Raw genomic sequence first — 25,630 nt, forward strand, 5'->3', positions numbered from 1 at the left:
GTTTGGGACTGATCAGCGTGTGGCACGGCGGTGAGCGTACCGGGCACACCCGCTTCGGAGCGAAGCGAGGGCGCGGGCGTGCTCTGGTTCCCGGGATCGGGAGTGATCGTTGTCACGAGGTGGTTCCTGGCTGCTCGTACTGATCAGGGCGTGAAGGTGACGGGAAGGGAGGCGGACTTGGTTCCCGTCGGTGGGACCTGGAGGGTCTTCAGGGCGAACTCCATGACCTGCTTGTAGACGGGGCCGCAGATCTGACCGCCGAAGTAGCTGCCCTTGGTGGCGTTCTGGATCGCGCAGTACACGGTGATGCGGGGGCTGTCGGCGGGCGCGAACCCGGCGAACGACGAGGTGTAGCCGTGGTACCTGCCGGTGGCCGGATCCACACGGTTGGCCGTACCCGTCTTGCCCGCGACCCGGTACCCCGGAATACGCGCCTTGGCACCGGTGCCCGCCTCGTCGTCCACGACCGACTCCAGCATCCGGGCGAGGGTCTTCGCCGTCTTCTCGCTGATCACCCTTGACTTCTTGGGCTTCGCGGCGGGTGTGAAGCGTCCGTCGGGTCCCTGCGTGCCCCGCACGAGCGTGGGTTCGACGCGGACGCCGCCGTTGGCGATCGTCGAGTAGACGGACGTGGCCTGCATCGCGTTGAGGGAGACGCCCTGGCCGAAAGGAATCGTGTACTGCTGCGAGGTCGACCAGTCCTGGGGCGCGGCGAGGATGCCCTTCGTCTCGCCGGGGAAGTCCAGGCCGCTGTAGCTGCCGAGGCCGAACTTGCGCAGGTAGGAGTAGAGGACCTGGTTGGACTGGGCCTGGGTCTTGCCGAGTTGGCCGGTCGCCAGGATGGTGCCGATGTTGCTGGACATGGCGAGCACGCCGTTGAGCGTGAGGTACCAGGTCTTGTGGTCGATGTCGTCCTTGAAGAGCCGGTCGCCGCGGTGCAGCCGGTTCGGCACGGTGACGTGCGTCAGCGGCGTCGCTACGTTCTCCTCCAGCACGGCTGCCATCGACATGACCTTGGCGGTGGAGCCGGGCTCGTAGGCGTCCTCCACGGCCCAGTTGTGCAGGGTGCCGGGGTCGGCCTGGGAGAGGTCGCCGGGGTCGAAGCCGGGCGAGTTGGCCATCGCGAGGATCTCGCCGGTCTTGGTGTCCTGCACTATCACGTAGCCGCGGTCCGCCTTGGACTTGCGCACCTGCTCGGTGATGGCGTTCTGCGCGGCCCACTGGATGTCGCGGTCGATGGTGAGCTCGACGTCGCTGCCGGGCACGGCGGGCGTCTCCGTGGAACCCGCGGTCGGGACCTGCCGGCCGCCGGACTGGGCGTAGCGGATCTTGCCGTCCTTGCCGGACAGCAGCGTGTTCAGCTTCTGCTCGATCCCGCCGCCGCCCTTGCCGTCGGCGTTGACCCAGCCCAGTATCCCGGCGGCGAGATCGCCGTTCGGGTACACGCGCTTGCTGGTGGCGACGGCGAAGACACCGGCGAGGACGTTGACACCGGTGCCGTCCTCGGCCTTCGCGGCCAGGGCGCTCTTGAGGTCCTTGATCTGCTTCCAGACCTGCGGGGTCTGCCGTCCGGCGAGCTTGACGTACTGCCCCTTGGTGCGGAGCTTCTCGGCCAGGTCGGCCTGCTCCTGCCCGAGGATCGGGGCGAGCAGCGCGGCGGCCTGCTCGGGCCCGTCGTCGATCTTGAGCTGCTTGCGCTTGAAGAGCGTCGGGTCGGCCGTGATGTCGTACGCGTCCACGCTGGTCGCGAGGGCGACGCCGCCGCGGTCGGTGATCTGGCCGCGCTCGGCGGTCAGGGTGTAGCCGACGTACCGGTTCTGCTCGGCCTTGGCGGCGTAGGTGCTCGCGTCGACGGCCTGGACCTGGAGGAGCCGGACCGCGAAGGCGATCAGGACGAGGGTCAGGCCGAGGCTGACCATGCGCAGCCGGGGCCGGGGGCTGCCGAGCCGGATCTGCCGTGCGGCCGTGGCGCGCGGGGCCGCGGGGCGGGGCGCCGGTGGGCGGCGGGCCGGGCGGGCGCCGGGGCCGGCGGGGCGCCGGCGGCCGTCGGGGGCGGGCCTGGCGGGTCCGGGCACACGGCGGCGCGGCGGTTCCCTGTCGGACACTTCCGTCACCTGCCGGGGGTCGGGGTCGCGGAGGACGGTTCGGTGGAGGGCGTGACTGCGGGGGTGGGGACGGCCGTGGGGGTGGGCGCGGCCGTGGGCGTCGGGGACGCGGCCGTGACGGGCATCGCCTCGGGGGGTCGTACGACCTGGACCGCGGACTGCTCGGCCGCGGCGCTCGGGACGCCCTTGACGGTGCCGTCGGGGGCGAGGAAGGCCGGGTCTCCGCCGGGGACCATGCCGAGTTCGCGGGCCCGGCGCTGGAGGGCGTCGGGGGCGGAGTAGGCGTCGATGTCGCGCTGGAGGGCCTGCTCCTGGTCGGTGAGGCTCTTGGTCTCCTTCTGGAGGTCGTCGAGTTTGAACGACCCTTCGCTGAGCGCGGAGTTCAGCACGAGGAGTCCGATGAGGCCGCCGCCGAGAAGGAGCACGACGAGGAGCACGAACGGGGTGCGGGCGGCCTGGCCGGAACCGGGCCGGCCGGAGCCGGAATGGGGTGGGAAGAGCCGCGCGAGCCGAGCCGCCCGCCCCCTCAGTTCGGGTTTCCTGCTCACTCCGCTCCTCACTCGATGTCCGCCCTGATCCGCTCGGCGCCACGCAGCCGCGCGGGGGCCGCCCGCCGGTTCTCGGCGACCTCTTCCTCGGTGGGAAGTTCGGCACCGCGCGTGAGCAGCTTGAGCCGCGGCTGGTACTGCTCGGGGATCACCGGGAGTCCGGGGGGCGCGGTGTTGGCGGCGCCGGCCGCGAACACCTGCTTCACCAGCCGGTCCTCCAGCGAGTGGTACGACAGCACGGCGATCCGTCCGCCGACGCCGAGGGCCTTCACCGCGGCCGGGATCGCCCGCTCCAGGACGGAGAGTTCGCCGTTGACCTCGATGCGCAGCGCCTGGAAGGTGCGCTTGGCCGGGTTGCCGCCGGTGCGCTTGGCGGCCTGCGGCAGGGAGTCCCGGATCAGCTCGACGAGCCGCGAGCTGTTGCTGAACGGCTCCTTCTCGCGCTCGCGCACGATCGCGGCCACGATCCGCTTGGCCTGCTTCTCCTCGCCGTACGCCCGCAGGATCCGCACCAGCTCGCCCGGCGGGTAGGTGTTGAGGACCTCGGCGGCGCTGATGCCGGTCGTCTGGTCCATGCGCATGTCGAGCGGGGCGTCCTGGGCGTAGGCGAAGCCGCGGTCGGCCTCGTCGAGCTGCATGGAGGAGACGCCGAGGTCGAACAGGACGCCCTGGACGTGCGGAATGCGGAGTCGCTCGAGAACCTCCGGAAGCTCGTCATAGACCGCGTGGACGAGCGTGGCACGCTCGCCGTAGGGCGCGAGGCGCTCGCCGGACAGGCGCAGGGCCTCCTTGTCGCGGTCGAGGGCGACGAGCCGGGCCTCGGGGAACTGCTGGAGGAGGGCCTCACTGTGGCCGCCGAGACCGAGGGTGCAGTCGACGACGACCGCTCCGGGGGCGTGCAGGGCGGGGGCCAACATGTCCAGGCAGCGCTGGAGCATCACCGGGACATGTCGCGTGTTGCTCAAGGGGCCCTCTCAGGTCCGGCGGGCCGTACGCACCGCCGGGTCCCCGCCCGCTCGTGAAGGGGAGGCCTGCCGGCGCCGGAAGCGTCAGCCGGCCGGGAGCGGGAGGAGGCCGAGCCGTACGTACGCGCCGCGCGCGTGGGGAGATCCGGTGACTGCGCCGGTTTCTCCTGGGGAATTCATGCCAGCAGGGAGACCTCGCCTCCCGCTTCGCGTCACTTTAGTCCACGGTGTCTCGCGGTCAATCAACCGGCCTGCGCGTCGCGGCCGGGCATCGGGGCGAGGCGGCCGACGGCGGGAAATCACCCGCTCGGGCGTACCCCGCCACCCCTGTGGCTTACCTCACAAAGAGGACGTGATGACGGTCTTTTTCCCTTCTCACCGCAGGACCGGATCAGCGGTGACCAGTAATGTCGTCACCATGACGACTTCTGCATCCGCCGCCACCGCATCCGAAGGCGCCATACGTACCGGCGCCGTCACCGACCGGCTCGTCGCCGCGAACGAGCAGTACGCCGCCGCGTTCACCGACCCCGGCATGGACGCCCGCCCTGTTCTGCACGTCGCCATCGTGGCCTGCATGGACGCCCGCCTCGACCTGCACGCGGCGCTCGGCCTGGAGCTCGGCGACTGTCACACCATCCGCAACGCGGGCGGCGTGGTCACCGACGACGTGATCCGGTCGCTCACCATCAGCCAGCACAAGCTGGGCACCCGCAGCATCGTGCTGATCCACCACACCAACTGCGGCCTGGAGCAGATCACCGAGGACTTCCGCACCGAGCTGGAGGACGAGGTCGGCCAGCGCCCCGCCTGGGCCGTGGAGGCCTTCCGGGACGTCGACCAGGACGTACGCCAGTCCATGCAGCGGGTGCGCACCAACCCGTTCCTGCTGCACACCGACGACGTGCGCGGCTTCGTCTTCGACGTGAAGACCGGCCTGCTGCGCGAGATCGACCCCGCCTGACCGCGCCCGGCCGCGCTCCGAAGCTGTCGTTCTGCTGTTGATTTCCGCTTCCGGGGCACCCAAAGCGTCGCAAGCCCCGACAAATCGCAGGCAGTTGTCCACAGGCGAGTGACACGAATCGGTAACGGCAGCAAGAATGCGTGGATGGACGTCACGCGGAACCATTTCCGCGTGGTGTCCGTGATTCGGGGTGGGCCGGTCCGCAACGCAGAGCGTCGGCCCGGAGAAAGAACGGGCCGAGGAGGGCCGGGTGACGACCTATGACGATCGAGCGAGCCTCACTGATCTGACTGCCACTGTGGAGCGAGTCCGCAGTTCGGTGGAGGGTGTGATCGAGGGCAAGCCCGAGGTCGTACGGCTTTCGCTGACCGTGCTGCTCGCCGAGGGGCATCTTCTGATCGAGGATGTCCCCGGCGTCGGCAAGACCATGCTGGCGAAGGCACTGGCGCGGTCCATCGACTGCTCGGTGCGGCGTATTCAGTTCACGCCCGACCTGCTGCCCTCGGACATCACCGGTGTCTCGATCTGGGACCAGCAGCGCCGGGACTTCGAGTTCAAGCCGGGCGCGATCTTCGCGCAGATCGTGATCGGCGACGAGATCAACCGCGCCTCGCCGAAGACGCAGTCCGCGCTCCTGGAGTCCATGGAGGAGCGGCAGGTCACCATCGACGGGCAGACCTACGAGCTGCCCAGCCCCTTCATGGTGGTGGCCACGCAGAACCCGGTCGAGATGGAGGGCACCTACCCGCTGCCGGAGGCCCAGCGCGACCGCTTCATGGCACGGGTCTCCATCGGCTACCCCAGCGCGGAGGCCGAGTTGCAGATGCTCGACGTCCACGGCGGGGTGAACCCGCTGGACGACCTCCAGCCGGTGGCCCACGCGCACGACATCGTGAAGCTGGTCGACGCCGTCCGCGGCGTCCATGTCGCCGACCCGGTCCGGCGCTACGCCGTCGACCTGGTCGCCGCCACGCGCACCCACCCCGACCTCAGACTCGGCGCCTCCCCGCGCGCGACGCTGCATCTGCTGCGCGCGGCGAAGGCGTCGGCCGCGCTCAGCGGCCGGGAGTACGCGCTGCCGGACGACGTGCAGGCCCTCGCCGTCGCCGTCCTGGCCCACCGCCTGCTGCCCACCGCCCAGGCCCAGCTGAACCGGCGCACCGCGGAGCAGGTCGTGCAGGAGATCCTGCAGCGCACCCCGGTGCCCCAGCAGCAGGGCGGCATGGGCCTCGGCCACGGCACGCCGGGCTACGGCCAGCAGCCGCCGCGGAGGCTTGGATGACCACCGCCGCCGGGCCGGGCCACGCGGAGGCCGACCGGGGCGACAAGGGCGGGATGCGCACCGCGCTGGCCGGCCTGACCACCCGCGGCCGGTCCTTCCTGGCCGCGGGCATCGCCGCCGCCATCTGCGCGTACGTCCTGGGGCAGAGCGATCTGCTGCGGGTCGGTCTGCTGCTGGCCGTGCTGCCCCTGGTCTGCGCCACCGTCCTGTACCGCACCCGCTACCGGGTCGCCGGCAGCCGCCGGCTCTCCCCCGCGCGCGTGCCCGCCGGCAGCGAGGCCCGCGTCCATCTGCGGATGGACAACGTCTCGCGGCTGCCCACCGGCCTGCTCATGCTCCAGGACCGGGTGCCCTACGTGCTCGGCCCGCGCCCCCGCTTCGTCCTCGACCGGGTCGAGGCGGGCGGCCGCCGCGAGGTGTCCTACCGGGTCCGCTCCGACCTGCGCGGCCGCTACCCGCTGGGCCCGCTCCAGCTGCGCCTGACCGACCCGTTCGGCATGTGCGAGCTGACCCGGTCCTTCTCCTCGTACGACACCCTGACGGTGATCCCGCGCGTGGAGCCGCTGCCGCCGGTCCGCTTCAGCGGCGAGGCGAAGGGCTACGGCGACGGGCGACAGCGCTCGCTCGCGCTGGCCGGCGAGGACGACGTCATCCCGCGCGGGTACCGCTACGGCGACGACCTGCGCCGGGTGCACTGGCGTTCCACCGCGCGCTACGGCGAGCTGATGGTGCGCCGCGAGGAACAGCCGCAGCGCTCCCGCTGCACGGTGCTGCTCGACACCCGGGGTCTCGCCTTCCACGGCGCGGGCCCCGACTCAGCGTTCGAGTGGGCCGTCTCGGGCACCGCGTCGGCGCTGGTCCACATGCTCGAACGCGGCTTCTCCGTACGGCTGTTGACGGACACCGGCAGCTCGGTGCCCGGCGAGGGCGCGGACGGGTTCGCCGGCGCGAACCAGGAGTCGGCGGACGCGGCGGGCCTGATGATGGACACCCTCGCGGTGATCGACCACTCCGACGGCACCGGCCTGTCGCGCGCGTACGACGTGCTGCGCGGCGGCAACGAAGGGCTGCTGGTCGCCTTCTTCGGCGACCTCGACGAGGAACAGGCCACGGTCGCCGCCAAGATGCGCCAGCGCAGCGGCGGCGCGGTCGCCTTCCTGCTGGACAGCGCGAGCTGGGGGCGGGAACCGACCGATGTGGCCGGGCCGTTGGACCGGAGCGAGGAGCGGTTGCGGATGCTGCGCGAGGTGGGCTGGACGGCGCTGCGCGTGCCGCGCGGCGCCTCTCTGACCGAGCTGTGGCGCCAGGCGGACCGTGAGCGCACCGGTCTGGGTGTGGCGAGCGGCGCGGGCAGTGAGGGGGCACCGGCATGAGCGGGCGGGCACGACTGGCGCTGTGCGCCTGGGCGGCCACCCTGATGGCGTCCTGCGCCCTGCTCCCCCTGGTCGAGCCGGCCACGTGGATCGTCCAGGCGGCCTTCCTGCTGGGCGTGCAGTCCCTGGTGGGCGCGGCGACCCGGCGGGTGCCGCTGGCCCGGCCGCTGACCGTGGCCTCGCAGGCGCTGGTCACGCTGATGATGCTGACCCTGGTCTTCGCCCGGGAGCAGGCGGTCGCCGGGATCGTCCCCGGCCCCGAGGCCTTCCGGCACTTCGCCGACCTGCTCCAGCAGGGCAGCGACGACATCGCGCGGTACGCGATCCCGGCGCCGCTGGAGTCCGCCGGCATCCGGCTGATGATCATCGGTGGCGTCCTGGTCATCGGGCTCGCGGTGGACACCCTCGCGGTGACCTTCCGCAGCGCGGCTCCGGCCGGGCTGCCGCTGCTGGCGCTGTACTCGGTGGCCGCGGGGCTGTCCGACGGCGGCGCGGACTGGCTGTGGTTCCTGGTCGCGGCGGCGGGCTATCTGATGCTGCTGCTCGCCGAGGGACGCGACCGGCTCTCCCAGTGGGGGCGGGTCTTCGGCGGGGCACCGCGCACTCCCGGCGCGGAGTCCGGTGTGGTGGCCCCGGTCCGCACCGGGCGGCGCATCGGCGCGGTCGCGCTGGGGCTGGCCCTCGTGGTGCCCATCGCCCTGCCCTCGATGAGCGGCGGCCTCCTGGACGGCGTGGGCACGGGCGCGGGCGCCGGGAACGGCAGCGGGGGCACGATCTCCGCGGTGAACCCCCTGGTGTCCCTGCGCGACAACCTCAACGCGGACGACGACCGCCAGGTCCTGTCCGTGCGCTCGAACCCCGAGGCGGCCGCGAGCCAGTACCTGCGGATCGTCTCCCTGGACGACTTCGACGGCACCACCTGGAAGCCGTCCAAGCGCAGCATCGAGAAGGTTCCGGACGAGTTCCCCACCCCGCTCGGGCTCGGTGCCGACGTCCGGCGGGCCGAGATCACGACGCGGATCTCGGCGGCCGACTGGTACCAGCAGGACTGGCTGCCGATGCCGTACCCGCCGAGCGGCGTGGACGTCGACGGGAAGTGGCGCTACGAACCCGAGGGCATGACGCTGGTCGGGGACCACGGCCAGACCACGCGCGGGGCGACGTACACGGTCAGGAGCCTGGACGTGCGGCCGACGGCCGAGCAGCTCGCCACGGCGCCGGAGCCGCCCGCGGCCCTGAAGCGCGAGTACACCGAGCTGCCGAAGTCCCTGCCCGACATCGTCACCAAGACCGCCCGTGAGGTCACCGCCGGCTCCTCGAACCACTACGAGCAGGCGGTGAAGCTCCAGGAGTACTTCACGGTGACCGGGGGCTTCCAGTACGACACCCAGGTGCAGGCGGGCAGCGGCTCGCAGGCGATCGCCCGGTTCCTGGAGAACAAGCAGGGCTTCTGCGTCCACTTCTCCTTCGCGATGGCCTCCATGGCCCGCAGCCTCGGCATCCCGGCCCGGGTCGCCGTGGGCTTCGCACCGGGTACGCCGCAGGGCGACGGTTCGGTGTCGGTGGGGCTGAAGGACGCCCACGCGTGGCCGGAGCTGTACTTCGAGGGGGTGGGCTGGACCCGCTTCGAGCCGACCCCGACCCGGGGCACGCAGCCCGAGTACACGCAGACGGAGGCCCCGGGCAGCAACCTGCCGGACACCGGCAGGCCGACGCAGTCGGCGAGCGCGGCGCCGTCCGCCGCCCCCTCCGCGAGCGAGAGCTGCACGGCGGAGCAGAAGAAGCTCGAGGCCTGCCCGAGCGAGTCCGCGGCGGCCGCGCTCATCAAGGACGACGACGGTCCGAAGTGGTACGTCCTGCTGGCCTGGGCGTTCGCCGGTCTCGCCGCCCTGGCGATCCCGCTGGCGCCCGCGCTGTGGCGGATGCGGACCCGCGCGGTACGGCTGGGGGCGCACGGACGGACCGAGGCGGACGCCGCGCTGCACACTCTGGCGGTCTGGCTGGAACTGACGGACACGGCCTGGGACTTCGGGATCGTGCCGGACGGGTCGCAGACCCCGCGCAAGGCGGCGGCCCGGATCGTCCGGGTGGGGCATCTCGAACCCGAGGCCGCGGCCTCGGTGCATCGTGTGGCCGAAGCGGTGGAGCAGGTCCTCTACGCGCCGCGGCCACGTCCGGTGGCGGGGCTGGCGGAGGACGTCCGGCGGGCCGTCGCCGGGCTGCGCGGTACGGCGCCGCGGGGCACGCGGCTGCGCGCGACCTTCGCCCCGCGTTCGACCGTCCGAGTGGTGTGGGCCGTCTCGGAGTGGTGGAGCGGTGTCACGGCGCGGGTGGCGGCGGCCCGGCCGACCCTGCGCAAACCGTCCGGCCAGCAGAGCTGAGGCCGGAGGGCACGCATCACTGCCGAGGCCCCGGTCCGTGGGGAACGGATCGGGGCCTCAGCTGTGTCCACCGCTGTTCTTCAGGCGCTCACAGGGTCCCCGGAGGCGCCGGGGCCAGAGGCCTGAACAAGGGCGTGCGTGAGGGGGTGACCGTCCGGTGGACGGTCACCCCCTCATCAGCTTTGTGGTCGAGCTACTGGCCGCCCTGTTCGTCGCGGCGCCGCTGCCAGCGCTGCTCGATGCGGTCCATCATGGAGCGCTTCTGCCGTGGCTGACGGCGGGCGTGCGGTCCACCTGCCGAGGGCTGCTCGCCCGGCTTGGGGGCCTTGCGCCAACCGGTCACGGCGAGTACCGCACACCCCAGCATGACGAGGAAGCCCACCACACTGAGCCAGACCTGCTTGGCGACCATTCCTGCCATGAGGAGCGCGATACCCACGAGGAAGCCCGCGACCGCCTGGTAGACCCGTCGCCGGGTGTACGTGCGCAGCCCGCTTCCCTCAAGCGCTGTCGCGAACTTGGGATCTTCGGCGTACAGCGCTCGCTCCATTTGCTCGAGCATTCGCTGCTCGTGCTCCGAGAGCGGCACGGAGTCCTCCTCATCGTGCAGTCGCCGGGGCGACCCGGGGGGTCCCTTCAGGATAGGCAGGGAATCGCCCCCGTGAAACCCGCCCCTCTACGCCAATTGGCCAACCGGATTCCGCCATGAACGTCCCGGCCACTGAATCTTCCATTCCCCAGCAGCCGGCCCGTCATGCCGGGCGGTCTCCCTCGATCATACGGCGCTGGGCGCCCGATCGGGGGGCCTGTGGCGTACTCCATCTGCACCCAAGTCCCTGATCAGCGCGGCACCAGGACGGGGCACCCGGGCCTCAGGAGGTCGTCCGCGTCTCGCCGAGCACATGAAGCTGGGTGGCCACGGAGTGGAAGGCGGGGAGCTCGGCGGCCGCCTCCTCCAGCTTGAGCAGCGCCTCCAGGGCGCCGGGCTCGGTGTCGACCAGCACTCCGGGGACCAGGTCGGCGAAGACCCGTACGCCGTGCACGGCGCCGACCTCCAGGCCCGCGCCCTCGACCAGCGCGGTGAGCTGCTCGGCGGTGAAGCGCCTCGGGACGGGGTCACCGGCGCCCCATCGGCCGTTCGGGTCGGCGAGGGCCTGCTTGGCCTCCTTGAAGTGGCCGGCGAGGGCGCGGGCGAGCACGGCGCCGCCGAGGCCGGACGCGAGCAGGCTGAGGACGCCTTCGGAGCGCAGCGCGGCGACCACGTTGCGCACTCCCTCGGCGGGCTCGTCGACGTACTCCAGGACGCCGTGGCACAGCACCGCGTCGTAGGCGCCGCGCTCGACCACGTCGAAGAGGCCGTGGGCGTCGCCCTGGACGCCCTGGACCCGGTCGGCCACGCCGGCCTCGGCGGCGCGGCGCTCCAGGGCGAAGAGCGCGTTGGGGCTGGGGTCGACGACGGTGACACGGTGGCCGAGGCGGGCGACGGGCACGGCGAAGTTGCCGCTGCCGCCCCCGGTGTCGAGCACGTCCAGGGACTCCCGGCCCGTGGCCTTGACCCGTCGTTCGAGAGCGTCCTGGAGGACCTCCCAGACCACGGCGGTACGGAGGGAGGCGCGGGGTCGCAGCGGGTCCGACACGACAGTTGACTCCTCGGCGCGGCACCGCCTCTTGCGCGGCGGAGCGAACGGGCACCCTCCCCGCCCGGGCTACGGAGGGCGAAGGGCTTCAGGCGCCTCCACCCTATTGCCTCCGTTGCCCCACCTGGTCACCTCGGGGCGGTGGCCGAGGGCACGTCTCATACGCCGGACGCGGCACCTTGGCGGCCCCCCTTGCGCCGGCCGGTGCGGGCGCGCGTCCCGCCGGCGGTGTCACCCCGCGTCCGGCATGTCCCTGCTCCCTGGGTGGTCGTCGGGGTCCGGGTGGTCGGCGTCCTGGCGGGGCTGGGGCAGGACCGGCTGGAGGACCAGCATCCGCTCGACGAGGCGCAGGAACATCGCCACGTCGCGTATGAGGTCGTCGGCGTCCCGGCGGGAGGCCGCGCCCTGGATGCCGGCCTCGGCCCGGGCGCGGCGCCGGGCCCCGGCGGCGAAGAGCGCGCTCCACTCGGCGAGCTCGGGCGCTATCTCGGGGAGCACTTCCCAGGCGCTCCGGATCTTGGCGCGGCGTCGGGGCGTGGGCTCCGGGCGGCCTCGCGCGGCGAGCACGGCGGCGGCGGTGCGCAGGGCGGCGAGGTGCGCCGTCGCATAGCGCTCGTTCGGTGTCTCCAGGACGGCGGCCTCGTCGAGTCCGGCGCGGGCCTGGGCGAGCAGGTCGAGGGCGGCGGGCGGGGCCGTGGTCCGGCGCAGCACGGGGTGTACGTCGCTCGCCGGTCCGGTCAGTGAGGGGGCAGGGCCGGTGGCGCGGCGCCGGCGGGCGGCTGCTGCGTGATAGGTGGCCATGACGAACCTCCTGTCGTCTGCGTGACGGCGTTGTGGCCGTATGTGCCCATCGTGAGGTATGGCACTGACAATCCGTTCTGACCTGGGCTTTTGCTTCGATCGAAGGTTCGGGTTACTTTTGCACTGACCAGTCAGTTCAAAAACTTGCCACACACTCAGGGGGTGGGCTGTGGACGGAATCGCCGTCGCAGCCGAGAGCCTCGGGCTCAAGGGACCGCGGGGGTGGGCCTTCCGCGGCATCACCTTCGAGGCCGAGCCCGGGTCGCTCATCGCGGTCGAGGGCCCGTCGGGAACCGGCCGCACATGTCTGCTGCTCGCGCTCACCGGACGGATGAAGGCCACCGAGGGGACCGCGACCGTGGGCGGGGCGCGGCTGCCGAAGCAGCTCGGGGCGGTGCGGCGGCTGAGCGCCGTCGCCCATGTCGCCGGCGTCACCGACCTCGACCCGGCCCTCACCGTCGGGGAACACCTGCGGGAGCGGGCCCTGCTCCAGCGCCGGTTCGGGGACTCCCTGCGGGCCCTGCTGCGGCCCCGCGCGGAGCGCGCGAACGAGGCGAGGCTGCGCATCGACACCGCCCTGACCGCCGCCGGTCTCGACCGGGAGGCCCTGCCCAAGGGCTCGCGGACCGCCGTACGCGATCTGGAGCGGCTTGAGGCGCTGCGCCTGTCCCTCGCACTCGCGCTCATCGGGCGTCCGCAACTCCTCGCCGTCGACGACGTCGACCTGAAGGTGTCGGACGCGGAACGGGCCGAGGTCTGGGCGCTGTTGAGGTCGCTCGCCGAGGCCGGGACCACGGTCGTGGCGGTGTGCAGCGAGGCTCCTGAGGGCGTTCTGACGATCGCCACCGGACAGAAGGAGGGGACCGATGCGCTCGCCGCGACTGGCCGCTCTTGAGCTGCGGCGCTTCGGGCGGGGCAAGCTGCCGCGCGCCGCCCTGGTGGCGCTGCTGGTGCTGCCGCTGCTCTACGGCGCCCTGTACCTGTGGTCGTTCTGGGACCCGTACGGCCGGCTCGACCGCATCCCGGTGGCGCTGGTGAACGACGACAAGGGCGCGACCGCCGACGGGAAGAAGATCACCGCGGGCGCCGACATCACGAAGGGGCTGCTCGACAGCGACACGTTCGAGTGGCACGAGGTGAGCGCCGCCGACGCGCGCGCGGGCGTCGAGGACGGCACGTACTACCTGTCGCTGACCGTGCCGACCGACTTCAGCGCGCGGATCGCCTCCAGCGCGGGCGACTCCCCCGAGACGGGCGCGCTCCAGGTCAGGACCAACGACGCGAACAACTACATCGTCGGCCAGATCTCCCGCACGGTCTTCAGCGAGGTCCGTCAGGCCGCGTCGACGAAGGCGTCGCGGTCGTTCCTGGACCAGATCTTCATCTCCTTCTCCGACATCCACGGCGCGACGGTCAAGGCCGCCAAGGGCGCCGACAAGCTGGAGACCGGCACGGTCAAGGCCGAGAAGGGCTCCAAGGACCTCGCCGACGGGCTGACGGACGCCAAGAGCGGCAGCGGCAAGCTGTCCAAGGGGCTCAAGAAGCTCGACAAGGGCGCGGGCGACCTCCAGGACGGCTCGGCGCAGGTCGCGGAGGGCACCCAGACGCTGGCCGACAAGGTCAACGGGGTCGCGGACAAGGTGGGTCCGTTCCTGAAGGACAACGAGAAGACGATCGGCGACACCGCCCAGCTGGTCGCGGACTCCGCCGGGGCGATCCGCGACAACCTCGACACCCTGGTGAAGACGGCCCCCGTCGCCGCCAAGGGCGCCCGTACCGCCTCCGACACCCTGAACGACGTCTACAAGGCGCGCTGCGAGGACCCGGTCCTGCCGGACGGGGCCTGCGCCGACCTGAAGAAGGCCAAGGACGCCGCCGCCGACGTGGCCACGATCGCGGACGACCTGAACACCCTCGTGGACGACCAGGACGGCGACCTCAAGAAGCTCGACAAGAACCTGGCGACCCTCCAGAAGCAGGCCCAGTCCCTCGCCGACCGGGCGCCGAACCTGTCCGAGGACCTCGACGACGCCGTCTCCAAGATCAACAAGCTGAACGAGGGCGCGGGCAAGGTCGCCGCGGGCGCCAAGACGCTCCACACAGGCCTCGGCACCGCCAAGACCGGCGCCGGCGACCTGGACGAGGGCGTCGGCAAGCTCAAGACCGGCGCCCAGGACCTCAACGGCGGCATGTTCAAGCTCGTCGACGGCACCGGGAAGCTCTCCGACGGACTGCACGACGGGGCCGGCCAGATCCCCGACTACGGCAAGGCCGACCGCGACGAGCGCACCGGCGTCATGGCCGACCCGGTCCAGCTCGTCTCCCGGGACCTGCACCAGGCGCCCAACTACGGCACCGGCTTCGCCCCGTACTTCATCCCGCTGTCCCTGTGGGTGGGCGCGATGGTGGCGTACATGCTGGTGGCGCCGATGAACCGGCGCGCGCTCGCGGCGGGCGCCCCGGCGTGGCGGATCGCGCTGGCGGGCTGGCTGCCGGTGGTGGCGGTCGGGGTGCTCCAGACCGTCGCCCTGATGTCGGTGCTGCACTGGGCGATCGGCCTGCAGATGGTGCGGGCGGCGGGGACCGTGGGCTTCCTGTTCCTGGTCACGGCGTGTTTCGCGGCGATCGTGCAGTGGCTCAACGCCCGCTTCGGGGCGGCGGGCCGGATCCTCGTCCTGGCCTTCCTGATGCTCCAGCTGACGTCCGCGGGCGGCACGTACCCCGTACAGACCAGCCCCGGCTTCTTCAACGCGATCCACCCCTTCCTGCCGATGAGCTACGTCGTCGAGGCGCTGCGCCGGCTCATCACGGGCGGCGGGCTCGGTCCGGTGTGGCACGCGTGCGTGGTGCTCGTCGCGTTCACCGCGGGCGCGCTCGCACTGACCGCCCTGTCGGCCCGCCGCCGCCAGGTGTGGACCCTCGACCGTCTGCACCCGGAGCTGAGCCTGTGACCTCGACGACCGACGGGCCCACGGTTGCTGTGACAATCAGGGCCATGGAAAGCAGCAGCGGCAGCACGCGCCGCGAGGCCACCCGCCAGAAGCTCTACGAGGCGGCCGTCACCCTCATCGCGGAGCAGGGCTTCTCCGCCACCACGGTCGACGAGATCGCCGAGCGGGCCGGGGTCGCGAAGGGCACCGTGTACTACAACTTCGCGAGCAAGTCCGTCCTCTTCGAGGAGCTGCTGCGGCACGGCGTGGAACTCCTCACCGCCTCCCTCAAGGAGGCGGCGGAGCGGACGGCCGCGGCGGGCGGCAGCAAGACGGACGCCCTGGACGCGATGATCCGGGCCGGCCTGGTCTTCATCGACCGCTACCCGGCCTTCACGCAGCTGTACGTGGCCGAGCTGTGGCGTACCAACCGGGCCTGGCAGTCCACGCTCATGGTGGTCCGTCAGCAGGCGGTGGCGGTGGTCGAGAACGTGCTGCGCGAGGGCATCGAGGGCGGCGAGTTCCACGAGGCCATCGACGTGTCCCTGACCGCGTCCGCGCTCGTCGGCATGGTGCTGGTGGCCGCGCTGGACTGGAAGGCGTTCCAGCCGGAACGCTCGCTGGACGACGTCCACTCGGCGCTGTCGCGGCTGTTGCAGGGCCGGGTGAGCGGCCGGGGCTGAGGCGCGGCACGCGCGCGTAGACACGAAAGCGCCGGTCCGCTGTGGCCGCGTCCCCCGCGGGCCACCTCGAACCGGCGCCTTCTCGTGCTCCCCCGTTTTCCCCCGTGTCCCCCGTTGGACCCCCGTTCGGTCGTTCCCCCGGGCCCCGTGCCTCGCTCCCGCCGACTTCCGCCGGCGGAAGGAGCGGATCCGGGGCGGCTCCGCTCCGGCGCCCCGTGTCGCCGGTGCCGGAGCCGTTCCCTTCTCCGTGGCTCCACTCTCTCGTTCACGCAGGTCGGGCCCCATCCGCGCGCGTACTCATCTCCCCCACTAGGTACGGATACTCAGAGCTGCGCACTCAGGCCCAGGACGCCCCGTTGCCGACTGGTTACGATCGCCTCCGTGTCCGTACTCCCCCTTGTCTTCACCAGCGGCTGGGCCAGCGGAATCAACGCGTACGCCGTCGTGCTGCTGCTCGGCGTCTTCGGCGCGACCGGGCTGAGCGACGACGTCCCCGAGACCTTGCAGCGCCCTGAGGTTCTCGTCACAGCGGGCGTGCTGTTCCTGTGCGAGGCCATCGCGGACAAGATCCCGTACGTCGACTCGGCGTGGGACTCCGTGCACACGCTGATCCGGCCCGCAGCGGGCGCCTGGGTGGGCGCGGTGCTGGCCGGTCAGAGCGGCTCGCTCAACGACGCGGTCGCGGGTCTGGTCGGCGGTTCGACGGCGCTGGCCAGCCACGCGGTCAAGGCCGGGACGCGGATGGCGGTGAACACCTCGCCGGAGCCGCTCAGCAACGTGATCGTGAGCCTGGCCGAGGATCTCGGCGTCGCCGGCCTCGTCACCTTCGCGATCTTCCACCCGCAGGCGGCGGCGATCATCGCGGCGGTGCTGCTCGTCGGCGGGCTGGTGATACTGATCTTCCTGGTCTCCCGCATCCGGCGGTTCCTGCGGCGCAGGGCCCAGCGCCGGGAGGAGAAGCGGCTCGCGGGCCGGTCGGGGTCGCCGCCCGGCTGGTGACCCCACCTGTCACCTGGGCTGTCAGTGGCGGCCGATAAAGTCGCGGGCATGGCACGGATTGCGGTGATCGGCGCCGGGATGGGCGCGATGGCGGCCGCTGCCCGGCTGGCCGTCGCGGGCCACCGGGTGGCGGTGTACGAGCGTACGGAGACGTACGGCGGTGCGGTGCGCCGCTTCGAGCGCGACGGGTTCGCCTTCGACACCGGCCCGGGGCTGCTGCCGCTGCCCGCCGTCTACCGCGACCTCTTCGTCAAGACCGGCAAGGAACCGCTGGAGTCGGTCGTCGAGCTGGTCCAGGTCGACCCGTCGTCGCGGCACCTCTTCGCGGACGGCACCGAGGTCTCCCTGCCGAACGCGTCCCGCGCGGGCGTGGTCGCGGCGCTCGACGAGGCCCTCGGTGCGGGCGCCGGTGACCGCTGGGGCGACTTCCTGGTCCGGGCCCGCGAGGCCTGGGACCGTACACGCCGGCCGCTCCTGGAGGAGCCTCTGTGGCCCAACTGGTCGGTGCTCGCCGACCGCGAGCCCTATCCGTCGGTCCCGCACAAGAAGCTGCTGCGCACCCGCCGCGCCGGGCTGCTCACCGAGATCGGCGCCTGGGAGCTGCGCGACCCCCGACTGGCCGCGCTCCTGGACGGCTACGCCCTGGCGTACGGCCTCGACCCGAGCACCGCCCCGGCGAGCGCGGCGGTGCTGCCGTACATGGAGCACGCCTTCGGGACCTGGTATGTCCGCGGCGGCATGCGGGAGTTGGCGCGCGCGGTGTACGAGCGGTGTGTGGCACGCCGGGTGGAGTTCCACTTCGGCGCCGAGGTCACCGGCGTGGTGGAGAAGGACGGCCGGGCGGCCGGGCTGGAGTTGGGCGACGGCTCGGTGGCGGAGGCGGAGTTCGTGGTCGCCGGAGTCGCTCCCGAGGTGCTGGACCGCTGTGTGCGGGGCACGGCGATCCGGGGCGACGGCGGTGTTCCCCCTCGACGCGGGCTGCCGAGCCGCCTCACGGTGCTGCTGGCGCTGCGCGGCGGCCGCCCGGAAGGTGTGGCGCACAAGACGGTCGTGCACGCGGAGGACCGGGAGCGTGAACTGGGCCTGCTGTTCGGTTCGTCTCCGGGACTCGACGCGCGCCCCACGCTCACCGTCCTGCGCCCCGACGACGTCCGCTCCGTCCCGGACGCGGACCACGAGGCGGTCACCCTCACGACGACCGTGCCCGCGTTCGCCGACAGCGGCCAGCCGGAGTCCGAGGTTTTCGCCGACCACGCGGACCAGTTGATCACCACCGCCGAGCGGGCCGTACCGAACCTGCGCGAGCGCCTCCTCTGGCACGAGGTACGCACTCCGGCCCACATCGCGGAGACGACGGGCGCGGCGGGCGGTGCGGTACCACCCCCGGCTCTCGCCGCGGCCGAAGGGCGTCTGCTGCACCCGGCGAACAGCACAGGCCTGCCGGGCCTGTTCACCGTCGGTGGCTGGTCGCACCCCGGCGGCGGACTCCCGCACGCGGGCATGTCGGGCGCGCTGGTCGCCGGACTGATCGTGGAGGGACCGGACTTCCGGGGCTCTCAGTGACGGCCCCGCGAGCCGCCCGCTGCGGGTGACCGCCGCTCAGAAGCTCAGAAGCGGTACTGCTCGTCGTAGCCGTTCCCCTGCTGGCCGTTGCCCTGGTAGGGGTACTGCTGCTCCGGCGGGAGTTCGCCGCCGTAGGAGTCGTCGGACCGCTGCTGCGGGACCCAGACGCCGCCGGCCGGGGTCTCGCCGCCGTAGGTCGGGTTGCCGTACTGGTCCTGCCCGTAGGCCTGCTGGTCGTAGCTCTGCTGGCCGCCGTACGAGGTGTCGTAGCCGGCGCCGCCGTAGGTCTGGGTGCCGATGTACGGGTCGGAGTAGGCGGCGTACTGCTGCTGTCCGGCCATGTCGTAGCCGTACTGCTGCTGGTCGTAGCCGGTGTAGCCGTCGTAGGAATAGCTCTGGTCGGCGCCCTGGGCGGCCGTCGCGTACTGGTCCTGGCCGGCGTAGGTGCCGTCGCCGGTCGCCGCCGGGTAGGGGGTGTCGCCGTATATGCCGTAGGAGCCGGTGTCGTCCGGCATCGGCTGGGGCTCGTAGACCGCGGTGGTCTCGGCCGCCGCGGCGGAGCGGGCGGGCGTGAACACGTCGTCGCGGTCGTAGTCGTCGCCGTAACCGGCCGGGTCCTGACGGTAGTTGGCCTCGTCGCCGTAGTCGGCGTCCGACGCCTCCAGGTCGGAGACCTCCAGGGTGGGCTCCTCGCGACCGCGTTCACGGCGGGGGCGCTTGCCGCCGGTCAGGCCGCCCAGGGCCGCCGGCGGATTGACCGCCCAGCCCTGCTCGAAGCCGCGGCGGAAGGAGAGCGTGACGTACGTCTGGCCGATCGCGAAGGCGATGGCGCCCAGCCCGATGACGACGACCGACGGGATCAGCACACCGAGGACGACGCCGAGGAAGCCCGCGAAGGCGAGCAGCCGCCAGCGCAGCCGCGCCTTGTACTGGAGCAGCACCTCGCCGAGCAACCACAGCGCGACGATGCCGAACGCGATGTAGAGGACCGTCCAGCCCATGTACGCCCCTCTCCCAGTGACCGCTACGCAGTGTGTCGTATATCCGTGCGGCCGGTCTAGGCCTGCGGTGGGTGGTGCAGGCCCAGGTTCTCGTAGATTTCCAGCGTCGCCGTGGAGTTGTTGAGCGTGATGAAGTGCAGTCCGGGCACTCCCTCGGCCAGTAGCCGCGCGCAGAACTCGGTGGCGAATTCGATACCGATGGAGCGTACAGCGGCCGGATCGTCTTTTGCTGTGAGGATCCGCTCTTTCAGGACGGACGGGATCGACGCGTTGCTGAGCTGCGGAAGTCGCTCGAGCATCTTCACACTCGTGACCGGCATCACTTCGGGGATGACCGGGGTGGCGCAGCCGGCTGCGGCCACGCGGTCGCGGAGGCGAAGGTAGGACTCGGGCTTGAAGAACATCTGCGTGATGGCGTAGTCGGCGCCGGCACGGCACTTGTCGACGAAGTGCTCGACGTCCGTGTCCCAGTCGCCGGAGCGCGGGTGCATCTCCGGGAAGGCGGCGACGCCGACGCAGAAGTCACCCGACTCCTTGATGAGCCGGACCAGTTCGGCCGCGTACGTCAGGCCCTGCGGATGCGGCACCCAGTCGGCCATGGGGTCGCCGGGCGGGTCGCCGCGCACGGCGAGCATGTTGCGGATCCCGGCGTCGGCGTACTGGCCGATGATGTTGCGCAGTTCGGCGATCGAGTGGTTGACCGCGGTGAGGTGGGCGACCGGGGTCAGAGTGGTGTCCGCGACGATCTGCTGGGTCTCCTTGACGGTGCCCGCGCGGGTGGAGCCGCCGGCACCGTAGGTCACCGAGACGAAGTCCGGGGCGACCGCCTCGACCCTCCTGAGCGCGCTCCACAGGTTCCGCTCACCCTTGGGAGTCTTGGGCGCCGAGAACTCGAAGGAGTACGTCGTCTTGCCCGTGGCGAGCATGTCGCGCACGGTGCGTGCGCGGTCCGTCCTGGTGGATGCGGTTCCGAGGGCCATACCGGCAGGTTAGCCAGGGGGCGCTGGTCACCCAACCAGATCACGGAAATTTGCCCGTTTTGTCGATTTGTTGTCCACCCATCGGACAGCTTTCGTCTAGCGGGGCCCCGATGCGGCTGGTCACCGCAGGCGCAGGCGCTTGGCGAACTCCGCGGCGGCCGCGCCGGGGTCGTCCGCCTCGGTGATGGCGCGTACGACGACGACACGGTCGGCCCCCGCCTCCAGCACCTCGTCGAGGTTGCCGAGGTCGATGCCGCCGATGGCGAACCAGGGGCGGTCGGCGCCGAGGGCGGCGGTGTGACGGACGAGGTCGAGGCCGGGGGCGTGGCGGCCGGGCTTGGTGGGGGTGGGCCAGCAGGGGCCGGTGCAGAAGTAGTCGACGCCGTCCTGGGTCGCCGCGGCGGCGGCTTCCCGCTCGGCGTGGGTGGAGCGGCCGATGAGGACGTCGTCGCCGAGGATCGCGCGGGCGGCGGGGACCGGGAGGTCGCCCTGCCCGAGGTGGAGGACGTCGGCCGAGGCGGCGTGGGCGACGTCCGCGCGGTCGTTGACGGCGAGGAGCTTGCCGTGGCGGGCGCAGGCGTCGGCGAAGACCTGGAGGTGCTCCAGTTCCTCGGCGGCCTCCATGCCCTTGTCGCGGAGCTGCACGATGTCGACGCCGCCGGCCAGGACCGCGTCGAGGAACTCCGGGAGGTCGCCCTGGCGCCTGCGGGCGTCCGTGCAGAGGTAGACGCGGGCGTCGGCGAGCTGGGCGCGGGCGGTGCGGGCGGCGTCGGTCATGGTCGTTCCCCCGGTGTCGGTGGCGTACGGGCCGTGGACGAGTGCGGTCGGCCTTGGCGGGCGGTAGTGAAACACAGGCGGGTCGGGGCGGGGCATGCCGGTACGCCGTGGCAGGTCGCGTGGGCCGGGGGTGGGTGCGCTCGCCCGCGCTCGCGGGGTGCCGCCGCCCGGTCCGGCAGCCACCCCGGCCCGGGGCCGCACGGACATCCTGCGGCCCCGGTTCACGCACCGGACGGTGTGCGGGTCAGACGGCGAGCGCCTGGGCCCGGCGCTTCACCTCCGTGCCGCGGTTCTCGCTCAGGGCCTGGGCCGGAGTGCCGGGCAGGCTGTCGTCCGGGGTGAAGAGCCACTCCAGCATCTCTTCGTCGGTGAAGCCGTCGTCCCTCAGGAGTGTCAGGGTCCCGGCGAGGCCCTTGACGACCTTCTGCTCGGCCCCGTCGATGAAGGCGGCGGGGACGTGCAGGGCGCGGTTCTCACCTCGGCGTACGGCGATGAGCTGGCCATCCTTGACCAGCTGCCGCACACGCGTCACCTCGACGTCCAGCATTTCTGCGATGTCGGGGAGGGTGAGCCAGGCGGGGACGAGAGCATCGATCTTTGCGTCAATCTCGGTCACGGAATCAAGCCTGCCATCCCGCACTGACAGTCGGAAGCCGGGGCCGCCCGAAACGGCTCCCACCTTGACGTTTCCGCTAGACCACCGCCGCCTTCAACGGCCGCCCCGGGTCCGACAGCAACCCGGTGTCGAGTGCCGTCCCCGCCTCGATCAGGCGCCGCCCCTGCGCCAGGTCCCGCGGCCGGCCCACCGCCAGGAGCGCGACCAGGCGGTTCTCCCGCAGCCAGCACACCGCCCAGGCCGGTCCGGACGGGTCGCCGCGCCACAGGACCGTGTCGGCGGACGTGTGGTGGCCGGCGTACTGGACGAAACGGCCGAACTGCTCGGACCAGAAGTACGGCACCGGGTCGTAGACCGAGGGTGCCTCGCCGATGATGTTGGCCGCGACCGTGCGCGGCCCCTGGAGGGCGTTGTCCCAGTGGTGGACCAGCAGGCGCTCGCCGTAGCGCCCCGAGGGGAAGGACGCGCAGTCGCCCACGGCGTACACGTCCGGGACTGATGTGCGCAGCCCCGCGTCGGCCACGACCTCTCCGTGCGCGCCGAGGTCGATGCCCGAGCCGGACAGCCAGGACGTGGCCGGGCGGGCGCCGATGCCGACCACGACCGCGTCCGCGGGCAGCCGGGAGCCGTCGTCGAGGACGACCTCGCCGGGCTCGATGTGGGCCACGCGCGCGTGGGTGCGCAGCGCGGCTCCCGCGTCGGCGTACCAGGCGGCCATCGGCGTGGCCACCTCCGCGGGCAGCGCGCCCGCGAGCGGCCGGTCGGCGGCCTCGACGACGGTCACCGCGCAGCCCGCGTCGCGCGCGGCGGTGGCGAACTCGGCGCCGATCCAGCCCGCGCCGACGACCACGATGTCGTGCTGCCGGGCGAGCACCGGGCGCAGCCGTTCGGCGTCGTCGAGGGTGCGCAGCAGATGGACGCCGGGGACGCCCTCCGCGCCGGGCAGCCGGATCGGTTCCGCGCCGGTGGCGAGGACCAGGACGTCGTACGGCACCGGTCCGCCCTCGGCGTCCAGTTCATGGTCGGCCGGGCGGACGCCCAGCACCTCGACGCCGAGCCGCAGTTCGATGCCGAGCGCCTCGAAGTCGACGTCGAAGGCGGAGCCCTCGGCCTTGCCGAGCAGCACCGCCTTGGACAGCGGTGGCCGGTCGTAGGGCTGGTGGGGTTCCGCGCCGATCAGCGTCACCGTGCCGGTGAAGCCCTGTTCGCGCAGGGCCACCGCGGTCTGTACGCCGGCCATGCCCGCGCCGACCACGACCACACGCCGCCGCGCCTGCGTCTCCGTCTCGTCGCTCACCTGATCACCATAGACAACTGACAATTTGTCAGTCAGGAGTCCTGCACAGTGACCTGCTCCACAACGCTGGTCCCGCTGCCGGGCTGTGACTCCCACTCCCAGCGCTCCGCCAGGCGCACCCGCCCGTCGGGCAGGTCCACGACCGTGGACACGCAGTGCCCGGAGGAGGTCGTCCCGTCGTGCTTGAGCTGTACGTACCGGAAGTCGAGCCGGTCGCCCGCCCGCGTGCCCACCAGGTGGCCGCGGACGACGTCGCCGCCCGCGTACTCGGCCCAGATCTCGCCGTCCTTCTCGTGGTACGTGAACCGGGTCCGGGTACCCACCTGACCTGGGGCCTGGTCGGCGACCGGGGCGAGGACGAGACCGTCGAGCGAGCGTGCCACCGAGAGAGGCTCCCTTACTGAGACATACGACGTCGGGCTAGGGTGGCCAACGTAGAGCACTCGCGGGAGCCCGGACGCACCGGGCTGAGAGGGAGGCTGGCGGCCTCCGACCGTACGAACCTGATCCGGGTCATGCCGGCGAAGGGAGGGGCTGGACGCCCATGTCCTCACGTACGTCAGACGTCCTCGTCGTCGGGGGCGGAATCATCGGCCTCGTCACGGCCTGGCGGGCCGCGCAGCGCGGTTTCGCCACCGCCGTCGTGGACCCCGAACCGGGCGGCGGGGCCGCCCAGGTGGCGGCCGGCATGCTCGCCGCCGTCACCGAACTGCACTACGGCGAACAGACCCTGCTCGGCCTGAACCTGGCCTCGGCCCGCCGCTATCCGGACTTCGCGGCCGAGCTGACCGAGCTGACCGGGCTCGACCTCGGCCACCGCCGCTGCGGCACACTCGCCGTCGCCCTGGACGCCGACGACCGGGCCCATCTGCGTGAACTGCACGCCCTGCAACAGCAGTCGGGGCTGGAGTCCGAGTGGCTCTCGGGGCGGGAGTGCCGGCGGCTGGAGCCGATGCTCGCGCCGGGCGTGCGCGGCGGGCTGCGGGTGGACGGCGACCACCAGATCGACCCCCGGCGGCTGACCAGGGCGCTGCTGGCCGCCTGCGAGCGGGCGGGCGTGGTGTTCCACCGCGACTGGGCCGAGCGGCTCGACGTCGTGCGGGACCGGGCCGCCGGTATCACCACGACCGACGGTACGCGGCTGGGCGCGGGGCAGGTCGTGCTGGCGGCGGGCAGCCTCAGCGGACGCCTCGCGGGTGTCCCCGAGGCCGTGCTGCCGCCCGTGCGCCCGGTGAAGGGCCAGGTGCTGCGGCTGACCGTGCCGCAGCGGTACGCGCCGTTCCTGAGCCGGACCGTGCGGGCCGTGGTGCGCGGCAGCCAGGTCTATCTGGTGCCGCGGGAGAACGGCGAGCTGGTGATCGGGGCGACCAGCGAGGAGCAGGGCTGGGACACGACGGTGACCGCGGGCGGGGTGTACGAACTGCTGCGCGACGCCCATGAGCTGGTCCCCGGCATCACCGAGCTGCCGCTGACGGAGACCCGCGCGGGGCTGCGCCCCGGTTCCCCCGACAACGCGCCCCTGCTCGGCCCGACCGAGCTGCCGGGGCTGCTGCTGGCCACCGGCCACTACCGCAACGGCGTACTGCTGACGCCGATCACCGGCGACGCCATGGCCCACGCCCTGACCACCGGTGAACTCCCGGACGAGGCCCGCCCCTTCACCCCCAGGCGATTCACGAAGCACCTCACGGAGCAGCCCGCATGAACATCTCCGTCAACGGGGAGCCCCGCCAGTTCGCCCCCGGCACGGCGCTCGACACCGTCGTGCGCGCCCTCACCCCGGCACCCTCCGGAGTGGCCGCCGCCCTCAACGAAACCGTCGTCCCGCGCGCGCAGTGGCCGTCGACGCCCCTCTCCGAGGGGGACCGCGTCGAGGTCCTGACCGCCGTCCAAGGAGGCTGACCCATGGCCGACGATCCCTTCGTCCTCGGCGGTACGACGTTCGCGTCCCGGCTGATCATGGGCACGGGCGGGGCGCCCAGTCTGGACGTGCTGAGGCGGGCGCTGGTCGCCTCGGGCACGGAACTCACGACGGTCGCCATGCGCCGCGTCGACCCGACCGTGCACGGCTCGGTCCTGTCCGTGCTGACCGAGCTCGGCATCCAGGTGCTGCCGAACACGGCCGGCTGCTTCACGGCGGGCGAGGCGGTGCTGACGGCCCGCCTCGCGCGCGAGGCGCTCGGCACGGACCTGATCAAGGTGGAGGTCATCGCCGACGAGCGCACCCTGCTGCCGGACCCGATCGAGCTCCTGGAGGCGGCGGAGACCCTGGTCGACGACGGCTTCACGGTGCTGCCGTACACCAACGACGACCCGGTCCTGGCGCGGAAGCTGGAGGACGTGGGCTGCGCGGCGATCATGCCGCTGGGCTCCCCCATCGGCTCCGGGCTCGGCATCCGCAACCCGCACAACTTCCAGCTGATCGTCGAGCACGCGCGCGTGCCGGTGATCCTGGACGCGGGCGCCGGTACGGCGTCGGACGCGGCGCTGGCGATGGAGCTGGGCTGCGCGGGTGTGATGCTCGCCTCGGCGGTGACGCGGGCCCAGGAGCCGGAGCTGATGGCGCACGCGATGCGGCACGCGGTCGAGGCGGGCCGGCTGGCCCACCGGGCGGGGCGCATTCCCAAGCGCCACTTCGCCGAAGCCTCCTCCCCCACCGAGGGGTTGGCGCGTCTCGACCCCGAACGCCCGGCATTCTGAACGTACGTTCGATGAGATTCGGGAGCGG

Annotated in this window: 24 protein-coding genes and 1 riboswitch; of the genes, 12 read left to right on the forward strand and 12 right to left on the reverse strand. The window is 72.4% G+C overall.

The window, feature by feature from the left end; genetic code table 11:
- Nucleotides 1-143: 143 nt before the first annotated feature.
- Genes EJC51_RS14070 through rsmH form a run of 3 tightly spaced genes read right to left on the reverse strand, consistent with a single transcriptional unit; the run spans nt 144 to nt 3,618 of the window.
- Nucleotides 144-2,105, reverse strand: coding sequence for a peptidoglycan D,D-transpeptidase FtsI family protein (locus EJC51_RS14070; RefSeq protein WP_279631345.1), 1,962 nt, complete (start codon nt 2,103-2,105; stop codon nt 144-146).
- A gap of 5 nt (nt 2,106-2,110) precedes the next feature.
- On the reverse strand, nt 2,111-2,653 hold the full coding sequence (gene ftsL / locus EJC51_RS14075) for a cell division protein FtsL (protein ID WP_126271392.1): 543 nt from the start codon (nt 2,651-2,653) through the stop codon (nt 2,111-2,113).
- A gap of 8 nt (nt 2,654-2,661) precedes the next feature.
- On the reverse strand, nt 2,662-3,618 hold the full coding sequence (rsmH, locus tag EJC51_RS14080) for a 16S rRNA (cytosine(1402)-N(4))-methyltransferase RsmH (RefSeq protein ID WP_126271393.1): 957 nt from the start codon (nt 3,616-3,618) through the stop codon (nt 2,662-2,664).
- A 355-nt stretch (nt 3,619-3,973) separates the two neighbouring features.
- Here rsmH and EJC51_RS14085 point away from each other — a divergent pair, with 355 nt between their 5' ends.
- The 4 genes from EJC51_RS14085 to EJC51_RS14100 all read left to right on the forward strand — a co-directional run bounded on the left by EJC51_RS14085 (nt 3,974) and on the right by EJC51_RS14100 (nt 9,618).
- Nucleotides 3,974-4,582, forward strand: a complete 609-nt coding sequence (locus EJC51_RS14085; protein ID WP_126271394.1) for a beta-class carbonic anhydrase — start codon at nt 3,974-3,976, stop codon at nt 4,580-4,582.
- Between the two features lie 250 nt (nt 4,583-4,832).
- Nucleotides 4,833-5,864, forward strand: a complete 1,032-nt coding sequence (locus tag EJC51_RS14090; protein WP_126271395.1) for an AAA family ATPase — start codon at nt 4,833-4,835, stop codon at nt 5,862-5,864.
- Nucleotides 5,861-7,237 (forward strand): DUF58 domain-containing protein, encoded by a 1,377-nt coding sequence (locus EJC51_RS14095; RefSeq protein ID WP_126271396.1) that lies wholly within the window; start codon nt 5,861-5,863, stop codon nt 7,235-7,237. Before EJC51_RS14090 ends, EJC51_RS14095 begins: the two co-directional genes overlap by 4 nt.
- On the forward strand, nt 7,234-9,618 hold the full coding sequence (locus EJC51_RS14100; protein WP_126271397.1) for a transglutaminase TgpA family protein: 2,385 nt from the start codon (nt 7,234-7,236) through the stop codon (nt 9,616-9,618). Before EJC51_RS14095 ends, EJC51_RS14100 begins: the two co-directional genes overlap by 4 nt.
- 193 nt (nt 9,619-9,811) lie before the next feature.
- Here EJC51_RS14100 and EJC51_RS14105 read toward each other — a convergent pair whose 3' ends face one another.
- The 3 genes from EJC51_RS14105 to EJC51_RS14115 form a co-directional block, all read right to left on the reverse strand.
- The gene (locus tag EJC51_RS14105) at nt 9,812-10,207 is read right to left on the reverse strand and encodes a DUF3040 domain-containing protein (RefSeq protein WP_079308681.1); all 396 of its coding nucleotides are present in this window, start codon (nt 10,205-10,207) and stop codon (nt 9,812-9,814) included.
- A gap of 283 nt (nt 10,208-10,490) precedes the next feature.
- Entirely contained in the window at nt 10,491-11,255 is a 765-nt protein-coding gene (locus EJC51_RS14110; RefSeq protein WP_126271398.1) for a methyltransferase, read from the reverse strand.
- A 231-nt stretch (nt 11,256-11,486) separates the two neighbouring features.
- A complete protein-coding gene (locus EJC51_RS14115) occupies nt 11,487-12,056 on the reverse strand; it encodes an SAV_6107 family HEPN domain-containing protein (protein ID WP_126271399.1) in 570 nt (189 codons plus the stop codon).
- Between the two features lie 169 nt (nt 12,057-12,225).
- Here EJC51_RS14115 and EJC51_RS14120 point away from each other — a divergent pair, with 169 nt between their 5' ends.
- The 5 genes from EJC51_RS14120 to EJC51_RS14140 all read left to right on the forward strand — a co-directional run bounded on the left by EJC51_RS14120 (nt 12,226) and on the right by EJC51_RS14140 (nt 18,231).
- On the forward strand, nt 12,226-12,951 hold the full coding sequence (locus tag EJC51_RS14120; RefSeq protein ID WP_126271400.1) for an ATP-binding cassette domain-containing protein: 726 nt from the start codon (nt 12,226-12,228) through the stop codon (nt 12,949-12,951).
- The gene (locus EJC51_RS14125; protein ID WP_126271401.1) at nt 12,923-15,007 is read left to right on the forward strand and encodes a YhgE/Pip domain-containing protein; all 2,085 of its coding nucleotides are present in this window, start codon (nt 12,923-12,925) and stop codon (nt 15,005-15,007) included. Before EJC51_RS14120 ends, EJC51_RS14125 begins: the two co-directional genes overlap by 29 nt.
- 44 nt (nt 15,008-15,051) lie before the next feature.
- Nucleotides 15,052-15,669 carry a TetR/AcrR family transcriptional regulator gene (locus tag EJC51_RS14130; protein ID WP_126271402.1) on the forward strand — a complete coding sequence of 206 codons (618 nt, stop codon included), beginning with the start codon at nt 15,052-15,054 and terminating at the stop codon, nt 15,667-15,669.
- A gap of 381 nt (nt 15,670-16,050) precedes the next feature.
- Nucleotides 16,051-16,668: a DUF4126 domain-containing protein gene (locus tag EJC51_RS14135; protein WP_126271403.1), complete on the forward strand. Its 618-nt coding sequence runs from the start codon at nt 16,051-16,053 to the stop codon at nt 16,666-16,668.
- Between the two features lie 48 nt (nt 16,669-16,716).
- Nucleotides 16,717-18,231, forward strand: a complete 1,515-nt coding sequence (locus EJC51_RS14140) for a phytoene desaturase family protein (protein ID WP_126271404.1) — start codon at nt 16,717-16,719, stop codon at nt 18,229-18,231.
- A gap of 44 nt (nt 18,232-18,275) precedes the next feature.
- Here the strand turns inward: EJC51_RS14140 and EJC51_RS14145 are convergent, their stop codons facing one another.
- From EJC51_RS14145 to EJC51_RS14170, 6 genes are all read right to left on the reverse strand, one after another.
- Nucleotides 18,276-19,232, reverse strand: coding sequence for an SCO2102 family sporulation regulator (locus tag EJC51_RS14145; RefSeq protein ID WP_126271405.1), 957 nt, complete (start codon nt 19,230-19,232; stop codon nt 18,276-18,278).
- A gap of 56 nt (nt 19,233-19,288) precedes the next feature.
- Nucleotides 19,289-20,212 carry a methylenetetrahydrofolate reductase [NAD(P)H] gene (gene metF, locus EJC51_RS14150; protein WP_126271406.1) on the reverse strand — a complete coding sequence of 308 codons (924 nt, stop codon included), beginning with the start codon at nt 20,210-20,212 and terminating at the stop codon, nt 19,289-19,291.
- Nucleotides 20,213-20,332: 120 nt separating this feature from the next.
- Nucleotides 20,333-20,989 (reverse strand): thiamine phosphate synthase, encoded by a 657-nt coding sequence (gene thiE, locus EJC51_RS14155; protein ID WP_126271407.1) that lies wholly within the window; start codon nt 20,987-20,989, stop codon nt 20,333-20,335.
- Between the two features lie 244 nt (nt 20,990-21,233).
- Nucleotides 21,234-21,605, reverse strand: a complete 372-nt coding sequence (locus EJC51_RS14160; RefSeq protein WP_126271408.1) for an Rv2175c family DNA-binding protein — start codon at nt 21,603-21,605, stop codon at nt 21,234-21,236.
- Nucleotides 21,606-21,681: 76 nt separating this feature from the next.
- The gene (locus EJC51_RS14165) at nt 21,682-22,845 is read right to left on the reverse strand and encodes an NAD(P)/FAD-dependent oxidoreductase (RefSeq protein ID WP_244363387.1); all 1,164 of its coding nucleotides are present in this window, start codon (nt 22,843-22,845) and stop codon (nt 21,682-21,684) included.
- A gap of 89 nt (nt 22,846-22,934) precedes the next feature.
- On the reverse strand, nt 22,935-23,285 hold the full coding sequence (locus EJC51_RS14170) for an avidin-fold protein (RefSeq protein WP_126271410.1): 351 nt from the start codon (nt 23,283-23,285) through the stop codon (nt 22,935-22,937).
- A 52-nt stretch (nt 23,286-23,337) separates the two neighbouring features.
- Nucleotides 23,338-23,449, forward strand: a riboswitch (TPP riboswitch).
- Between EJC51_RS14170 and thiO the strand changes: the two genes are divergently transcribed.
- The 3 genes from thiO (at nt 23,447) to EJC51_RS14185 (ending at nt 25,602) form a co-directional block, all read left to right on the forward strand.
- Nucleotides 23,447-24,607 (forward strand): glycine oxidase ThiO, encoded by a 1,161-nt coding sequence (thiO, locus tag EJC51_RS14175; RefSeq protein WP_126271411.1) that lies wholly within the window; start codon nt 23,447-23,449, stop codon nt 24,605-24,607. Its footprint overlaps the riboswitch before it by 3 nt.
- Entirely contained in the window at nt 24,604-24,804 is a 201-nt protein-coding gene (gene thiS / locus EJC51_RS14180) for a sulfur carrier protein ThiS (RefSeq protein ID WP_126271412.1), read from the forward strand. The genes thiO and thiS overlap by 4 nt, the downstream gene beginning before the upstream one ends.
- Nucleotides 24,805-24,807: 3 nt before the next feature.
- Complete coding sequence (locus EJC51_RS14185) at nt 24,808-25,602, forward strand: thiazole synthase (RefSeq protein ID WP_126271413.1); 795 nt, start codon at nt 24,808-24,810, stop codon at nt 25,600-25,602.
- Nucleotides 25,603-25,630 lie beyond the last annotated feature (28 nt).

It is taken from the genome of Streptomyces aquilus, assembly GCF_003955715.1.
GTDB lineage: Bacteria > Actinomycetota > Actinomycetes > Streptomycetales > Streptomycetaceae > Streptomyces > Streptomyces aquilus.

What these genes read in the sequence shown, in the direction of transcription:
- EJC51_RS14085 (WP_126271394.1), top strand. Translation starts at nt 3,974, where the DNA reads ATGACGGTCTTTTTCCCTTCTCACCGCAGGACCGGATCAGCGGTGACC.
- EJC51_RS14095 (WP_126271396.1), top strand. Translation starts at nt 5,861, where the DNA reads ATGACCACCGCCGCCGGGCCGGGCCACGCGGAGGCCGACCGGGGCGAC.
- EJC51_RS14100 (WP_126271397.1), top strand. Translation starts at nt 7,234, where the DNA reads ATGAGCGGGCGGGCACGACTGGCGCTGTGCGCCTGGGCGGCCACCCTG.
- EJC51_RS14115 (WP_126271399.1), bottom strand. Translation starts at nt 12,056, where the DNA reads ATGGCCACCTATCACGCAGCAGCCGCCCGCCGGCGCCGCGCCACCGGC.
- EJC51_RS14125 (WP_126271401.1), top strand. Translation starts at nt 12,923, where the DNA reads ATGCGCTCGCCGCGACTGGCCGCTCTTGAGCTGCGGCGCTTCGGGCGG.
- EJC51_RS14130 (WP_126271402.1), top strand. Translation starts at nt 15,052, where the DNA reads ATGGAAAGCAGCAGCGGCAGCACGCGCCGCGAGGCCACCCGCCAGAAG.
- EJC51_RS14140 (WP_126271404.1), top strand. Translation starts at nt 16,717, where the DNA reads ATGGCACGGATTGCGGTGATCGGCGCCGGGATGGGCGCGATGGCGGCC.
- EJC51_RS14145 (WP_126271405.1), bottom strand. Translation starts at nt 19,232, where the DNA reads ATGGGCTGGACGGTCCTCTACATCGCGTTCGGCATCGTCGCGCTGTGG.
- metF (WP_126271406.1), bottom strand. Translation starts at nt 20,212, where the DNA reads ATGGCCCTCGGAACCGCATCCACCAGGACGGACCGCGCACGCACCGTG.
- thiE (WP_126271407.1), bottom strand. Translation starts at nt 20,989, where the DNA reads ATGACCGACGCCGCCCGCACCGCCCGCGCCCAGCTCGCCGACGCCCGC.
- EJC51_RS14165 (WP_244363387.1), bottom strand. Translation starts at nt 22,845, where the DNA reads ATGGCCGGCGTACAGACCGCGGTGGCCCTGCGCGAACAGGGCTTCACC.
- thiO (WP_126271411.1), top strand. Translation starts at nt 23,447, where the DNA reads ATGTCCTCACGTACGTCAGACGTCCTCGTCGTCGGGGGCGGAATCATC.
- thiS (WP_126271412.1), top strand. Translation starts at nt 24,604, where the DNA reads ATGAACATCTCCGTCAACGGGGAGCCCCGCCAGTTCGCCCCCGGCACG.
- EJC51_RS14185 (WP_126271413.1), top strand. Translation starts at nt 24,808, where the DNA reads ATGGCCGACGATCCCTTCGTCCTCGGCGGTACGACGTTCGCGTCCCGG.